Origin of the sequence: Longimycelium tulufanense (assembly GCF_014645795.1) — a bacterium.
In the GTDB taxonomy this organism is placed as follows: Bacteria; Actinomycetota; Actinomycetes; order Mycobacteriales; family Pseudonocardiaceae; genus Longimycelium; species Longimycelium tulufanense.
In genome coordinates this window covers 32,392-46,862 of the sequence record NZ_BMMK01000025.1, presented here as the reverse complement: position 1 = coordinate 46,862, position 14,471 = coordinate 32,392, and the positions used below count along the sequence as shown (strand labels likewise).

Here is a 14,471-nt window from a genome sequence, read left to right as displayed (position 1 = left end):
GTTTCGCCTCACCCCCATGAGCCTCTTTCGCACCATGGGAATCACCAGCCTCAACCTGACCGGGCCAGGACGAACCGCCGGAGGCCGGACGGCCGCACCGCGAGGGCGTGGTCCCAGCCACGACGATCTTGGGTCTGCTGCTCAGCGGATGGTCTCCAACCGTGTGGTGCGGGTCTCCCTGGTGCCGAGGTAGACACCAAGGCTGATCAGGCACAGCGTCGCGAGGTACCACGGGTACCAGCCGTCGCGCCCGGTCGAGTTGAGCCATTCCACGATGTACGGGGCAGTGCCGCCGAACGCGGCGACGGCGAGCGCGTAGGGCAGCCCGATCCCGGCTGTCCGGACCTCTGTGGGGAAGAGCTCGGCCATCGCTGTTGGCGCCACCGCGCCATAGCACGAGAAGAGCAGCAGCCCGATCGCCATTGCGGCGAACAACGACCACGCCGAGGGGCCAAGCAGGGAGAACAAGGGCACAACAAGCAGCACGTAACCGGCGGCGAAGATGATCAACAGCGGGCGTCGGCCGATCCGGTCGGACATGATCCCGAGCAACGGCAACGCAACCAACATCACGAGCTGCGCGGCAACCGAGGCCCACAACGCCGCCGACGTCGAGACTCCGTGTGCCTTCTGCGCGTAGGTGGGCAGGTAGACGGCGAACGTGTAGTAGGCGGTTGTGGCCCCGACCGTGAAGCCGACGACGCGCAACGCGTCGAACGGGTGTCGGCGCAGCACCTCCACGGTTGGCCGAGGTACCCGCCGGTTCCTGCCCGTCACGTATGCCTCGGTCTCGCCCAGTGCACGCCGCAGGTACATGCCGTAGACCCCGAGCAGCGCACCGATCGCGAACGGGATGCGCCATCCCCACTCGGCGACCGCTTCCTTGCCGAGAACTCCGGTGAGCACCGTCGCGAGCAGGGAGGCGGCCACGGTGCCGACCGTGACGCTCAGGTAGAGGAAGCTCGAGTAGAGGCCACGCCGGTTCGAAGGCGCCAGCTCGGCGAGATAGGTCGCGGAGGCGGCGTACTCACCGCCCGCCGACAGGCCCTGCGCCACCCGGGCGAGCAGCAACAGGGCCGGGGCCAGCAGTCCGATCCGCTCGTAGGTCGGCGAAACGGCGATGAGCAGGCTTCCCCCGGCCATGAACAACACCGACAGCAGCAGCCCCGCGCGGCGACCCTTCCGGTCGGTGAACGCGGCGATCAGTGCGCCGCCCAACGGGCGGAAGAAGAAGCCGACGGCGAAGATGGCAAGGGTGCTGAGCAGCGCCGTTGTCTCGTTGCCGGGTGGGAAGAACCGGGGCGCGAAGAAACCCGCGAAGATCGCGTAAGCGTTCCAGTCGAACCATTCCAGGGCGTTGCCCACGGATGCGGCCACCAAGCCACGCCGCCGGTTCACGTGTCCCGTGGGCGGGGCCACGCTCAGGGTGCTACTCACCCGCCCTCCTCCCACCTCGGTCCTCCCCGAGCTAACCCGAGCCGGTGGCAGTGTTCCAACAAGTGGACGGAATCGTCCCGATTCCTGGGAGAAAGAGGGATCTTGCCCGATTTCACCGCCCACCCCGATCACCCGGGGTGACCAGCGGAAACACCCACCGCAACCGGATCGATGCGGCACCCCGTTCGGGTCTACCAGCGAGTACGTGACGGCACCTACGCTGGTCGATACCGGATCACCCACCCCCACCCGGGAGGGCGCCATGGCCGCAGCGGAGACCCGACCGGACCTCGAGTCGATGGCCCACGCCAGGTCGACCGCCGCCACCCAGGCCGGCGAGCGGGCCGCCGCCGGGCTGGACGCCCTGCGGCTGGCCACCGACCGGCTGCTCGAGGTGGTGGACCAGATGGACGAGTCCACGGCACATGGCCCGAGCCTGTGCCCGGGCTGGTCACGCGCCCACGTCATCACCCACCTCGCGCGCAACGCCGACGCGTTGGTGAACCTGCTGACCTGGGCGCGGACCGGGGTCGAGCACCAGATGTACACCAGCCGGGCCGACCGCGACGCCGACATCGAGGAAGGCGCGCAACGGCCGTGGCGGCTGCTGGACGAGGACCTGCGGGCCGCGTGCGAGCGGTTCGAGTCGGCGGCCGCCAGGCTCTCCCCGGACGCCTGGCGGGCCGAGGTTACCGGCCCCAAGGGGCGCCCGCTCCGGGCGGACGAGATCCCCTGGTTCCGGCTGCGCGAGGTCTGGGTACATCTGGTCGACCTCGACCGCGACTTCGGTTTCGACGACATCTCCGACGAGCACCTCGAGGTGCTTCTGGAGGACGTCATCCGGGCATACCACGGTCGCGCGGACGTGCCGCCCATGCGGTTGCGGGTCGAGCTGCCGGGCGGCCGTCAGCGGGACTGGGACGTGAACGGCGCCGGCTCCACGGTGTCGCCGATCCGGGGCGGTGCCTCCGCCGTGCTCGCCTGGCTGACCGGCCGCGGGGACGGCAGCACGCTGGCCGGCGAGCTGCCGGAGCTGCCGCCCTGGGCCTGATCGGGCTCGGCCGAGACGGCGCGCTCCCGCTCGCGTCGGTTCTCCTCGCCCAGGGCCCGGCCGAGCCGGAGTGCCTGCGCGAACCGGGTGCCCCAGCGCTCCCCCAGCCCCACGCTGCGGCGCAGCGTGGCCAGTGGTCGCACGACCGGGCCGGTCAGCAGCCGGTGCACGGGGCGTTCCACCAGGACGGTGAGCAGCCAGCCCAGCAGCACCGCGAGGGCGATCACGGCCAGGAGTCGGGTCCACGGGCCGGCGCCCCTGTCGAGCAGCCAGCGCGCGGTGACATAGCCGACGTCCTGGTTGAGGAGGTAGACGCCGAAGGAGATACCGGCCAGGAACTGGATGGGCCGGCGGAGTGGGCGGGTGGTGGCGACCTCCCAGTCCGGCCCGCTGGCGGCCAGGCACACCAGCAGCAGCATCACGCCGAACGCGGTCGTGGAGGGCAGGTCGGATGCCTGGACCTCCTGTGCCATCAGCACGGCCACCAGAAGTGCGGCCAGGTGCCAGCTGGCGAGCCGGTTGCGGCTCCACAGCCAGATGGCGGCGCCGGCACCGAACAGGTGTGCCCGGTGCGTGCCGAGGCCGTCGTAGAGGGACTGCATGAGCTGTGGCGCGTCACCGGTCCGCCACTCCTTGAGCAGCATCGGGACGACGATGATCGCCCACAGGGTGGCCGGTCCCCGCCAGCCCCGCATCCAACGGCTGGGCCACAACAGGGCCGCGGCCGTGAAGGCGATGAGCTGGATGGGCAGGGTCCAGTAGGCGCCGTCGACGTAATGGACGTCGGGGAACCACGCCTGCACCATCAGCAGGTTGCCGACGAGGTCGACCTTGTTCGGGTGGTACCAGCCAGGGATCGCCGCGAGGTCCACCACGGCATAGGTGAACAGCACGGCGGCCAGGTACGGCGGCAGCAGGCGGGCCACCCGGTTCCACCACCAGCGCAGCGGCCGGCCGCGGCGGATGGTGGCACAGACGAAGAACGCCGAGACGACGAGCAGGGTGCTCGCGCCGAACTGCAGCGACATCGTGAACGCGGCCGGGCCCAGCTCGGGGTGGCTGGCCGGTCCCTGGTGCGTCGCGTGCTGTACGACGACCGCGAACACCGCAAGGACCCGGAGCAGGTCCCAGCTCACGCGGCGAGAGGTCGGGGGTCGGGACGCGGAGGACTGTGTTCGGGGCAATGTTCACCTGGGGTAACGAGTTCGGGGGGCTCGCTTCAGGCAAGATCTTTTTACACGTCGGTAAGGGTAGGGGGCGGACCTGAACGGAGACTGAGAAGGGCTGCCGTCGGTGTCCTTCCGGTGGATGGTGGTGGTCCTTCGGGTGGGGATCGTGCCAGAGGGCCGTCGGCCGCTCGCCGAGGTGCCTGCATGAGGCACACTGTTGCCCAGGTCGAGCCGCTCCCGCCGGAGAGCCGGCGGCCCGTTCCTGTCTCCCGCGCGGCGCTGCCGCAGCGCCTGTCACGGGTCAGCGAGGCGGGGATGCCGCTTCCAACACCTGTTGGGTTTTCGGCGCCGCCAAGCGGCCTGCGGCAAATGACGACTGCCCCACACCCCGGTCCGCTTCGCGGTTTGCGGACTGTCTCCCGGGTCATGTCGCCGCCGGCTTTCGACCCCTGCGGCCGGGTCGCTGTGGAGCGGCGGGCGCGGTACCGGCTACGGTCGGGCCCGTGGAGGTTCTCGAGGACTACACCGGTCACGTCGAGCCCGGCGGGCCGGCCGCGCGGCGCACGTTGCCGGCGCTGACGATCACTAAGGTGTCCGTCGGGCCGATGGACAACAACACCTACCTGCTGACGTGTCGGCGCACCGGGCAGGCTCTGCTCGTGGACGCGGCCAACGACCCGGAGCGGTTGTCGGACCTTGTCGGGCACGGTGCGGACCGCCCGCAGCTCACCACGATCGTGACGACGCACCGGCACGGCGACCACTGGCAGGCGCTGGGGGCGGTCGCCGGGGCGACCGGGGCGAACACGGTGGCGCACCCCGCGGACGCGCCGGAGCTGCCGGTGCCCCCGGACCAGCTGGTCGAGCATGGTGACGTGGTGTCCGTCGGCGACTGCGAGCTGGAGGTCATCCACCTGCGCGGGCACACGCCGGGATCGATCGCGCTGCTGTACCGCGACCCGGAGGGCCACCCGCACCTCTTCACCGGCGACTCGCTGTTCCCGGGTGGGGTTGGGAAGACCTGGAGCAAGGCGGACTTCGAGTCGCTGGTCGACGACGTCGAACACCGGATCTTCGACGTGCTGCCGGACGACACCTGGTTCTACCCCGGCCACGGCGACGACTCCACGCTCGGCAACGAGCGCCCCAAGCTCACGGAATGGCGCCAGCGCGGCTGGTGACGCCTCGGACTTCCCGAACGGGGCCGCCGCAACAGTAGGGGGCCCCGTTCGGTCGGGATACGAGGACCCGTCTCGACGAGTGGGAGACCGCGCTGAGCTCGGCCGAGCCGTGGTGCGTGGAAAACGCCACCAGCCGGCGCGCGATCGCGCAGACCGATACGAAGCTCGTCCTGTGCGACGTGCTCGAGCCGTAGGACCGGCAGTGGCCGACCTGGTCGCTGCTGGACAACACGACCAGCGGTGAGCGCTTCCAGGCGGCGCTTCCCATGGAATGGGTCCTTTCGGAGCAACGAGTCGCTCGCTGGACCCTCGGCGCGATCACCTCACCGCCCCACGCACGGCCTGCGCGCGAACTGTCCTTGCCGTCCAACGAACCTCCGCGTACGTGGACCGGTTGCGGCCACCGAGATCGGTGAGGTCACCCTCCTCGCGTTCAGCAGCCCACCCTCCCGCGATCAGCGCAGTACCCCGCAGGCCCGCTACCCTGGCGCCGGCACGGTGATCACGGTCCAGATTCGGGGCTATCACCAGACATTCACGATCTCTCATTAGATCAACAGCCTGAACCTACCCTCGGGCGAAAGCATGCGTCGGCGCTCGCGCTGCCCCGATTGGCTCCGGTTATTGGTGCCATCCGATCCGATGACGTAAGATCCTCACATCAATGACCCTTCGGTCGGATATGTTTGCAGTGAAGATTCTGCTGCTCCGTTCGGGCCCTACTTCCCCCGTGCACCCGTGATGAGGTTCAGGCGAATGGCGCCTTCTGCCGATGTCCGCCGAGCAGTACCGTCGACCCACTGGAGGGGCAACACCAACCGACGGAGCAGCGACGGCGCTACACCGTGACACGCGCGTCAGCCGTTCGTGTTGGCGGCTGGTCTCATGTGATGACTGACCAGTACTCAGCACAAGATCAGTTACGGCATCGGGATTTCATCCTTGTCGTGCTCACCGCCCAATGCTCACCGGCGGACCCGGGCGGTCCGGATCGAGTGTGCTGACCGGGACCGCGGACGGTGACCAGAGTTGGTGCTACGGAGTTGCAACGAACATGGCGAAATCATTACAGGAGTGGGTTGAGGACGAAGTACGTGAGGTGCAGGGCAAGTCACTGGCGTGGCTGTCTCAGTACCATTTCTTCCGCGACCCCATCCGGCCGGCCTACATCGATCCGTACTACTTCTTCTCGCCGGCCGACGGGATCATTCTCTACCAGAACGTCGTCGCGGCGGACGGGTGCCTCGTCGACATCAAGGGCAGGTCGTACTCGGTGCGGGACGCCCTGCGCGACCCCTCGTACGAGGACGCGAGCCTGGTCATCGGGATCTTCATGACCTTCTTCGACGTACACGTCAACCGGGTGCCGTACTCCGGGCGCCTGTCGTACCGGGAGCTCGACCCGATCGGCACGCTGAACCTCCCGATGCTGGACGTGGAGAAGGGCCTGCTCGAAGAACTACGGATCACCACGGACAAGGCCGAGTACCTGCACAACAATCAGCGCGTGGTGAACCGGTTCGACAACCCGGACCTCGGTCAGCCGTACTACGTGCTGCAGGTGGCCGACTACGACGTGGATGCAATCACACCGTTCGAGTTGAAACAGAACCAGTTCGCATCCCAGGGGGACCGCTTCTCCCAGATTCGCTACGGCTCACAGGTGGACCTGATCATCCCGCTGTCGGAGCACTTCGAGTTACTGCCACTGCAGCGGCCCGGCGACCATGTCGAGGCTGGCATCGATCCGCTCGTGCACATCCGCGACAAGGACGCGCGGGACACCGCTACCACGGAAGGAAGGTCGTGATGACCTCGACCACCACACAGGTCCGGAGTGCCGGGTCGGGTGAGCCGGAGTGGCAGGTGGCGAACCCGACCCAGTTGCCACGGCCCGCTTTCCTCGTCAACGCGCCGTTCTCCTACACCACGGAGGTCGCGAACAACGCGTGGATGGAGGAGCTGTCCGACGCCGAGCGCGTCCCCGATACGAAGAAGGCGATGGTGCAGTTCCTCGAGCTTTACAGCTATCTTGCCGGCGACTCCCTGGTGTACGTGTTGCCGACACCGCGGACGGAGGGCCTGCAGGACCTGGTGTTCACCGCGAACCTGGGTGTCGTGCTGGAACACGTGCCGGGGAAGAACACGGTGGTGCTGTCCAACTTCACCTCGCTGCCGCGGCGCGGGGAGACCGAGGTGGGGAAACGGTTCTTCGAGTCGATGGGGTACCGGACTCACGTGCCGGAGACCAGGTTCGAGGGAGAGGCGGAGCTCAAGCACCTCTATGACAACGTCTACGTCGGCGGGTACGGAGAGCGTTCCCAGTGCGAGACCTATGACTGGATGGAACGCGAGTTCGACATGACGGTCATCAAGGTCGAGTTGACCGATCCCTACCTCTACCACCTCGACTGCAGCGTCTTCCCGATCACGAAACAGCAGACGCTGGTGTGCACCGAGATGTTCGAGGAAGACGAGATCAAGGAGCTCGAACGGTACACCGACATCATCGACGTCTCCTCGGACTCCTGCTACAACGGCATCTGTAACTCCGTGCGGATGCACAACACCATCCTCAACTCCTCGAACATCCACGATCTGAGGGTGGGTACCGAGGACTACCGGGCCGAGGTCGAGAAGAACCGGGAGCTGGAGGATATCGCCGGGAACCTGGGTTTCGAGCTCACCATGATCAACCTCAGCGAGTACCACAAGGGTGGCGCGTTGCTGTCCTGCATGGTGATGCACCTCAACCGGTACTCGTACGCGTTCCAGCTGATCTGAGGCGACTGCGTCTCATCGGCGTTGTTCGGGCTTTTCCTGGTTCGCGTGTCACCGCACGTAGGCTCCTCGCCCCGTCCAGGGGCGGGGGCCTCCCCTCATATACGCCGAACGGCCCCCTCAGCGGAATCGTGAACAGCCCTCGCCGGTGGCGTGGCCGCCCATACATCCGTGGGCGGCACCCACAACGAACCACGATGTGGGTGGACGTGCCGACACGTACGTCCTATCGTGGCGGGAAGGACACGAACCAGTATTTCTGTCTTTGTTTTGTTTATTAGTTTGAGTTCCGCTCACGCGGGGTGTCCGCCGCGTGGTTCGTGCGACCGAGGAGACCGTTGTGGATGCTCCGGCCAGGGCGGAGACGAACACCGCTGCCCAGGAGGCCGCCCCGGCCGCGCGGGGCGGTGAGTGGCGAACGCTGCGGAGCTATCTGCGCCCAGCACGCAGGTTGCTGGTCGGCCTGTTCTTCCTGGAACTGATTGCCGAGGGAGCCACGCTGATCCAGCCGTTGGTGGCCCGCTCGGTCATCGAGCATCTGGAGGAAGGTCGCAGCCTGCTGTGGCCGGTGCTGATGCTCTCCGGGATCGCCGTGGTCGGGATGGTGCTGTCGTGGCTGGGCACGTTCCTGATCGGCCGCGCGGGAACCGGGCTCGTCCGGGATGTCCGGCAGCGGCTCGTGCGGCGGATCCTGGGCGCGAAGGTGGCCGGCGTGGAACGACGGCCGGTCGGCGACTTCCTGTCGCGGGTCGGCAGTGACACCACACTGCTGCAGGCGACGATGGCCGACGCCGTCGTTGAGGCCGCGGCGGCGCCGATCGCGATACTCGGAGCGATCGTCCTGATGGGCGTCATCGACCCGGTCATGCTCGCGCTGGTGGTCGGATTGCTGGCGATCACCACCGTCGGTGAGAGGTACGCGTTGCGGCGGGTGGGTGAGGCCACCGAGCAGGAACAGGCCCGGGTGGGCTCGATGACCGCGGCGCTGCAGCGGGTTCTCATCGCGTTCCGCACGGTCAAGGCATCAGGTACCGAACGGCACGAGCAGCAGCAGGTCGGCTCGCAGGCAGACGGTGCCTACCGTGCCGGCGTGCGCTCGGCGCGCGCCGAGGCATGGGTGGAGGTGATCGCCGGTGCTTCGATGGACGTGACCTTCCTTGTCGTGCTCGCGGTCGGCGCCACTCGGGTGGCCTCGGGGGAGCTGGGTATCGGTGGCCTGATCGCGTTCTTGCTGTATGTGATGTACCTCCGCGAGCCGGTCGAGACGTTGTTCGACGCCGCCACGGACTTCTCCGAAGGACTGGCCGCCGTGCGGCGGGTGGAGGAACTGAACCTTCTGCCGCAGGAAGGCTCCCAGGCGGTCGGGCCCGGCACCCGGTCACTGCCGCGCAGGGAGGACGGACAGCTCCAGATCCGGTGTGAGGGGGTGTGGTTCGGTTACCGCGACAGACCGGTGTTGCAGGACGTGAGTTTCACCGCCGGCCGCGGTCTTACCGTGCTCGTCGGCCCGTCTGGCGCGGGCAAGACCACATTGCTGAGCCTGGTGGAACGCTTCGCCGACGTCGATCGGGGCCGGATCCTGCTGGATGGAGTGGATGTGCGTGAGCTGAGCCGCAGTGAGCTGCGCCGTCGCCTCGCCTACGTCCAGCAGGAGGCACCGCTGCTGGGCGAGACCGTGCGGGAGGCGGCGTTGTACGGCGTACCGCATCCCGAAGAGGCCGACCTGGACGAGGCGTTGCGTTCGGTTGCCTTGGACACGTGGGTGAACTCGCTGCCGGACGGTCTGGACACCCCGGTTGGTGAACGTGGGGTGGAGATCTCCGGCGGCCAACGTCAACGGCTCGCGGTCGCACGGGCCCTGCTGCGCGATGCGGACGTGCTGCTGTTGGACGAGGCGACGGCGCAGCTGGATGCCATCAGCGAGCGAACGTTGCTGGATTCCCTTGCGCACCAGTCCCATGAGCGGACCGTGCTGGCGATCACGCACCGACTTTCCGTTGCTGCCGAGGCCGATCAGCTCGTCCTGCTCGACGAAGGCCGGGTGCGGGCCGTCGGGCGGCACGATGACCTGCTGACCGCGGATTCGATGTACCGCGAGCTGGTCACGGCGTTCGGTGCACAGGGCAATGGCCGTCCACCTCTGCTGTCCCCCACCGAGAGGTGACCTCATGCCTGCCAGGGTGCCCGCCGAGTGGGAACCGCACGGTGGATGCGTGATGGTGTGGCCCTGGGCCCGCCGAGTGTGGGGTCGGCGGCTGCGCGACGTGCAGTGGGAGTTTGCCTCTATCGCGCGAACGATCGCGCGGTTCGAACCCGTACTCGTGCTGGCCCACCCGGGAACGTCGACGCGGGCCCGGCGGAGCTGCGGTCCGGCCGTGCGCATCGTCGAGGTCGAGTCCGACGATATGTGGGCCAGGGACACCTGCCCGGTGTTCGCGGTCGACGAGTGCGGTGCGGTCCTCGGGCTCGAACCGGGATTCAACGGTTGGGGGCGGAAAGCCCCGATGTGGCGGAGGGACGCCGCGTTGGCCGGTGAGCTCTGCGCGCACCTTGGCATCCAGGCGAAGATACTGGGCCCGGTCGTGGAGGGTGGTGCCGTCATCACCGATGGGCAGGGCACGCTGATCCTCAGCGAGGAGTGCCTGCTGAATCCGAATCGGAATCCCGGGATGCGCAAGGACGAGCTGGCAAGCCTGGTGGCGGGCGAGTACGGTGCGAGCACGGTGATCTGGTTGCCTTACGGGCTTTCCGATGACGAAACCGATGGTCACGTTGATGGTGTCGCCGCGTTCCTGGCGCCGGCTCGGGTGCTCGCGCAGACCGCCTGGGGCAGCGGTACTCCGGACGAGCAGCGACTGGCCCACAATCTCGAGGTACTGCGCACGAGCACCGATGCCATGGGCCGCCGGCTGGAGGTCGTGGAGATCCCCTACTGTTCGGAGATCTTCCTGGGCGCCGATCCCGTCACGGTGAGCTACGTCAACTTCTATCTCCCCATGGGAGCGGTGATCGTGCCGACCGCTGGCACTGGCGAGGACGCCCCCGCACTCGCGCTGCTCGGGGAGCTGTTTCCCGACCGGGAGGTCATCGGCGTTCCCGCGCGAGCCATCGCGTGGGGCGGGGGTGGTGTCCACTGCATGACACAGCCGGTGCCGGCAGGGCTGAGCACCACACAGTGGTCGAGCCTGCTGCAGCCCACGGAGTTTCAGCGGCGATGAAGCAGCCGTTTGGCGAGGACCCACGCGATCAAAAACACGAATATGGCCACGAAGACCACCAACCCGTTCCGCCCGGTCACGTCGAAATCCGGGTTTCGGGGTTGTCCCTCCCTACCCAAGACGCTGGGCCGAAGATCCATTTCCAGAAGCAAAGGAGCATCGCAAAAACTACTCTGCCCAGGAGAAGGGTTGCTGGCCGGCGGGTGGGGGTGCCACCCGCCGGCCAGCGTGAAAATCGCAGCGCAGTGAGCTGTCAGCCGTTGAAGGTGTCCGGGTTCGGGCCGGTGCGCTCCCCGTTCTCCAGACCCGCGACGGCGGCCAGGTCGTCGCCGTCCAGCTCGAAGTCGAACACGGCGAAGTTCTGCGCGATCCGGGCCGGCGTCACCGACTTGGGGATCACGATGTTGCCCAGCTGGAGGTGCCAACGCAGGATCACCTGTGCCGGGCTACGCCCGTGCTTCTCCGCGATCGTGGCGATTGTCGCGTCAGCGAGCAGCTCGCCACCCTGGGCCAGCGGGCTCCACGCCTCGGTGGCGATGCCGTGCTCGGCGTGGAACGCCCGCAGCTCCGCCTGCGGCAGCCGCGGGTGCAGCTCGATCTGGTTGAGCGCCGGCACCACCTCGGTCTCGGCCAGCAGCCGGCGCAGGTGTTCGGGGTGAAAGTTGGACACCCCGATCGCGCGAACCCGCCCGTCGGCGTAGAGCTTCTCGAACGCCTTCCAGGTCTCCACGTAACGATCCTGCGCGGGGGCCGGCCAGTGGATCAGGTAGAGATCCACGTAGTCGAGCTTCAGCCGACCCAGGCTGGCGTCGAAGGCCCGCAGGGTGGAGTCGTAGCCCTGCTCGCTGTTCCACAGCTTGGTGGTGACGAACAGCTCCTCCCGGGCAACCCCGGACTCGGCGATGGCTCGCCCCACGCCCTCCTCGTTCTGGTACACCGCCGCCGTGTCAATGCTGCGGTATCCCAACTCCAGCGCGGTGCGCACGGCCGGCGTGGCCCCGTCATCGGGCACCTGCCAGACGCCGAACCCCAGCTGGGGCATGCGCACACCATTGTTCAGTTCGACGTTCGGAACCGTCGTCATCAGGAAGATGTCCTCCACCGAGAGATCCACAAAGGATTCGACACCAACAACAACTCCTCGTCCGGGCCCGGCATTCCCCGGATGGCTCGGCTCACAGCACAGCACGCCGCACCCAGCGCCCGCCATTCGGACATAGCGCCAGCAACAGGACGACCTGCGGGCCGAAATCCCGGTAACGCAAGGCGAGTGGACCGCGATCACGCGTGAGAGATCTCATCGCCGAACCCGATTCACCCGCGGTTAGCCTCGCCGTGAATGGCGAACTCCACCACCCCGCGATCGTGGGTCCGCGGTGGTCGGTGTGATCGGGAGGTTCGGGGATGAAGATCCTGCTCGTGGGCGCGTCGGGCACGCTCGGCCAGGCTGTCCGTACCGTGTTGGAAAAGCAGCACGAGGTGGTCACCGCGTCGCGTTCTAGCGGCGAGTACACAGTGGACTTGACCGATCCGTCCTCGGTCGAGGTTCTCTACCGGGCGGTAGGCCCCGTCGACGCGGTGGCGTGCACCGCGGGTGCGGTCCCGTTCCGCCCGTTCACCGACCTGACGCTGGACGACTTCCGCGCGGGCGTGGCGGACAAGCTCCTCGGCCAGGTCGAGCTGGTGCGTCGCGGCATCTCCGCGGTGGCGCCGGGCGGGTCCTTCACCCTCGTCACCGGGGTGCTCGCGCAGGACCCCATCCGTACCGGCGCGGTCGCGTCGACGGTCAACGGTGCGCTGGAGTCGTTCGTTCGCTCGGCCGCGATCGAGCTGCCCAAGGCGCAGCGCATCAACGCGGTGAGCCCGACGGTGCTCACGGAGTCCCTGAGCAGCTACGGCGAGTTCTTCCCCGGATTCGAGGCGGTGAGTGCCGAGCGGGCGGCGCTGGGCTACGTCAAGTCGATCGACGGGGCACAGACGGGGCAGGTCTACCGGGTGGGCTGAGCCGGACCCGGCACGATCACGCCTCAACGCCGCCACAACGCGTCGAGGTGGGAGCTCGCCGGGGTGCCGGTAGCCGGCCCCAGCCCCAAGGTGAGCTCGAAGTCGGCGAGCAAGCCGCGAAGCACCGCCCGCGCACCGAGCGCCAGCGCCTTGACGACGTCGGCGCCGGTGCGCACCCCGGAGTCGGCGTCGGGCGCCGCACGTGCGTCGTCGGGTTGTAAGCGCAACGGCGCCGTGGCGGGAACGCGGTTCCGGCTGGTCAGCTACGCGCTGCCGCGCGGGGTGCCTGTTCGGTTTCCCGCCGGCAACGGAACATTTGCTCGTCACACCGGCTCACGCGCCGATGGTGTTCGCCGCTGCCCGAGATAGGCACAGGCCGCGAGCACGACGGCGGTGGCCAGTGCCGCCAGCGCCACCATGCGGCCTTCCTCGGTGTAGGTCGGTGGGTCCAAGGCGTAGATCACCGCGGTGAGGGCCGCAGCCCAGCCGCTGGCCAGCACCACGACCGGCGACCGGAGCGCCAGGATGAACCCCCCGATCCACACCAGGATCGCGAAGAGCCAAATCTCCCACGTGGGAAGCGGCCCCAGCCAGATCAGCCGCGTCAGATCGGGGATCTGAAACACCACGGCGCAGATCGGCAGGGCCACCAACCACCAGCGAACCCGGCCCGGTGCCCGGAGCCCGCCCGTCACCCCGAGGGACAGGGCGAGAAGCGCGAGCAGGCTCCAGACCACGAACGGGCTGCCGAACACTGACACGAACGCACCGAGCACCCACCAGATCGATCGGCCCTCGATCCGATTGAGTACCGAATCCACCATGCCGATGCCAAGTGGAAGAACCGCGAGGGCCGCGCTCCACAGCGCGGACCGGACCTTCCCGTACAACCAGGCCACGAACGCAATTACCCAGAGCACCGACGACACGGCCGCACCGACGGTCCACCACAGGGACACGTCGTAGTCCATCCGGCTCTGGACCACCGATCCCCACACCGTGCTCACCAACGCCACCGGGGCCTGCTGCGCCTGGAAGAGAAGCAGCAGGGTCACCAGCGCGGCCATCGTCCGCGCCGACAGGGGGGTTACGACGCGCAGCCGGACCGCCAGGGCGAGCACGCCCAGCCGCTCCCTCAGCGGGAGCACGCCGCGCTCGTCCGCGGTGTCGACCAGGGTCGTCACCAGGTCCTCGCCGTGCTGCTCCCGGTAGTCGGCGGGGAGCAGGCGCACGAGCCGACGGCAGACGTCCTCGATCGACTCCTCGATCTTCATGCGTTCCCTCCCCCCGTGCTCGGCGCGGGCTTCCCCAGGCGGGTTAGCGCCGTGCGGGCGCTGGACTCCATGCGGGCGGCCTCGGCCGCCAGCGTCCGGGCGCCGTCGTCACTGAGCCGGTAGTACCGGCGCAGGCGGCTGTTGCGGACCTCCTCCCGGTCCACCACGACCAGGCCCTGACGGGTGAGCCGGTCGAGCACGCCGTACAGGGTGCCGGCGGCCAGCCGGACCCGGCCATCGGAGAGTCGATCCACCTCCTGCAGCACGCCGTAGCCGTGACGTGGCTCGTCGGCCAGTGCCGTCAGCACCAGGAACGCCTGTTCGGAAAGGTGGCTCACGCGGCACAATATATCGTG

11 protein-coding genes and 2 pseudogenes are annotated in these 14,471 nt (G+C 68.1%); 7 read left to right on the top strand and 6 right to left on the bottom strand.

Annotated features, from left to right (window positions below):
- Positions 1-141 precede the first annotated feature (141 nt).
- Entirely contained in the window at positions 142-1,437 is a 1,296-nt protein-coding gene (locus IEY55_RS22410; protein ID WP_229686641.1) for an MFS transporter, read from the bottom strand.
- A 262-nt stretch (positions 1,438-1,699) separates the two neighbouring features.
- Here IEY55_RS22410 and IEY55_RS22405 point away from each other — a divergent pair.
- A pseudogene (locus IEY55_RS22405) lies at positions 1,700-2,374 on the top strand (maleylpyruvate isomerase family mycothiol-dependent enzyme); the annotation flags it as partial.
- Here IEY55_RS22405 and IEY55_RS22400 read toward each other — a convergent pair.
- Positions 2,344-3,624 (bottom strand): acyltransferase family protein, encoded by a 1,281-nt coding sequence (locus IEY55_RS22400; protein ID WP_229686640.1) that lies wholly within the window; start codon positions 3,622-3,624, stop codon positions 2,344-2,346. The pseudogene IEY55_RS22405 and the gene IEY55_RS22400 overlap by 31 nt on opposite strands.
- 536 nt (positions 3,625-4,160) lie before the next feature.
- Here IEY55_RS22400 and IEY55_RS22395 point away from each other — a divergent pair.
- The 5 genes from IEY55_RS22395 (at position 4,161) to IEY55_RS22375 (ending at position 10,837) form a co-directional block, all read left to right on the top strand.
- Positions 4,161-4,838 (top strand): MBL fold metallo-hydrolase, encoded by a 678-nt coding sequence (locus tag IEY55_RS22395; protein ID WP_189060501.1) that lies wholly within the window; start codon positions 4,161-4,163, stop codon positions 4,836-4,838.
- A 1,054-nt stretch (positions 4,839-5,892) separates the two neighbouring features.
- A complete protein-coding gene (locus IEY55_RS22390; protein ID WP_189060500.1) occupies positions 5,893-6,648 on the top strand; it encodes a phosphatidylserine decarboxylase in 756 nt (251 codons plus the stop codon).
- Positions 6,648-7,622: a dimethylarginine dimethylaminohydrolase family protein gene (locus IEY55_RS22385; protein WP_189060499.1), complete on the top strand. Its 975-nt coding sequence runs from the start codon at positions 6,648-6,650 to the stop codon at positions 7,620-7,622. The genes IEY55_RS22390 and IEY55_RS22385 overlap by 1 nt, the downstream gene beginning before the upstream one ends.
- A 310-nt stretch (positions 7,623-7,932) precedes the next feature.
- A complete protein-coding gene (locus IEY55_RS22380) occupies positions 7,933-9,783 on the top strand; it encodes an ABC transporter ATP-binding protein (RefSeq protein ID WP_229686639.1) in 1,851 nt (616 codons plus the stop codon).
- Between the two features lie 4 nt (positions 9,784-9,787).
- Positions 9,788-10,837 (top strand): agmatine deiminase family protein, encoded by a 1,050-nt coding sequence (locus tag IEY55_RS22375; RefSeq protein WP_189060498.1) that lies wholly within the window; start codon positions 9,788-9,790, stop codon positions 10,835-10,837.
- A 253-nt stretch (positions 10,838-11,090) separates the two neighbouring features.
- Here the strand turns inward: IEY55_RS22375 and IEY55_RS22370 are convergent, their stop codons facing one another.
- On the bottom strand, positions 11,091-11,921 hold the full coding sequence (locus IEY55_RS22370; RefSeq protein WP_229686638.1) for an aldo/keto reductase: 831 nt from the start codon (positions 11,919-11,921) through the stop codon (positions 11,091-11,093).
- A gap of 320 nt (positions 11,922-12,241) precedes the next feature.
- Here IEY55_RS22370 and IEY55_RS22365 point away from each other — a divergent pair, with 320 nt between their 5' ends.
- The gene (locus tag IEY55_RS22365; RefSeq protein ID WP_189060497.1) at positions 12,242-12,841 is read left to right on the top strand and encodes a short chain dehydrogenase; all 600 of its coding nucleotides are present in this window, start codon (positions 12,242-12,244) and stop codon (positions 12,839-12,841) included.
- 80 nt (positions 12,842-12,921) lie between these two features.
- Here the strand turns inward: IEY55_RS22365 and IEY55_RS32170 are convergent.
- From IEY55_RS32170 to IEY55_RS22350, 3 genes and pseudogenes are all read right to left on the bottom strand, one after another.
- Positions 12,922-13,026 (bottom strand): annotated as a pseudogene (locus tag IEY55_RS32170) (alpha-hydroxy-acid oxidizing protein); the annotation flags it as partial.
- A gap of 138 nt (positions 13,027-13,164) precedes the next feature.
- The gene (locus tag IEY55_RS22355; protein ID WP_189060496.1) at positions 13,165-14,115 is read right to left on the bottom strand and encodes a hypothetical protein; all 951 of its coding nucleotides are present in this window, start codon (positions 14,113-14,115) and stop codon (positions 13,165-13,167) included.
- Complete coding sequence (locus IEY55_RS22350) at positions 14,112-14,453, bottom strand: PadR family transcriptional regulator (RefSeq protein ID WP_189060495.1); 342 nt, start codon at positions 14,451-14,453, stop codon at positions 14,112-14,114. Before IEY55_RS22350 ends, IEY55_RS22355 begins: the two co-directional genes overlap by 4 nt.
- Positions 14,454-14,471: the final 18 nt, after the last annotated feature.